Source organism: Microbispora bryophytorum (genome assembly GCF_006874465.1).
Lineage (GTDB): Bacteria > Actinomycetota > Actinomycetes > Streptosporangiales > Streptosporangiaceae > Microbispora > Microbispora bryophytorum.
This window is the reverse complement of record NZ_VIRL01000074.1, coordinates 1-751: the sequence shown is the minus strand read 5'-3', so window position 1 is coordinate 751 and position 751 is coordinate 1. Positions and strand designations below refer to the sequence as shown.

The window sequence follows — 751 nt, the reverse complement described above, 5'->3', positions numbered from 1 at the left end:
GTTTCGGCAACAACCCGACGAACCTCAACATGTACCTCTACGTGCCCGACAGAGTCGCGGCACGCCCGGCACTGCTGGTCCTGGTCCACTACTGCGGCGGATCAGCCGGCGCGATCTTCAACGGCAACGGCCACGACTACGTCACCGCCGCCGACCGATACGGCTACATCATCGTCGTCCCCGAAGCCACCCGCAGCGAGAAATGCTTCGACGTGTCCACCCCGGCCGCACTGCGGCGCGACGGCGGCAGCGACTCCACCGGCATCATGGCGATGGTCTCCTACACCCGCCAGCGCTACAACGTCGACCCCTCCCGCATCGTGGTCAGCGGCTTCTCCTCCGGCGCGATGATGACCAACGTCCTGGCCGCCGAGTACCCCGACGTGTTCTCCGCCGCCTCGGCCTTCTCCGGCGTACCCGCCGGATGCTTCGCCACCACCAACGGCTCACTGTGGAACAGCCAGTGCTCCGGCGGACAACTCATCAAAACCGCCCAGCAGTGGGGCGACCAGGCCCGCGCCATGTACTCCGGCTACACCGGCCGCTACCCCCGCATCCAACTGTGGCACGGCACCACCGACACCACCCTCGCCTACCCCAACTACGGCGAGGAGATCAAGCAGTGGACCAACCTCAACGGCCTGAGCCAGACCCCCGCCTTCACCGACCACCCACAGTCGTCATGGACCCGCACCCGCTACGGCAACACCTCCACCCAGGCCACCGTCGAAGGCATCAGCATCTCCGGCGT

1 protein-coding gene is annotated in these 751 nt (G+C 66.7%); it reads left to right on the top strand.

Annotated elements, in window-relative coordinates:
- On the top strand, positions 1–751 hold a 751-nt coding region (locus FLX07_RS35870), incomplete at both ends, for an extracellular catalytic domain type 1 short-chain-length polyhydroxyalkanoate depolymerase (protein ID WP_142576422.1).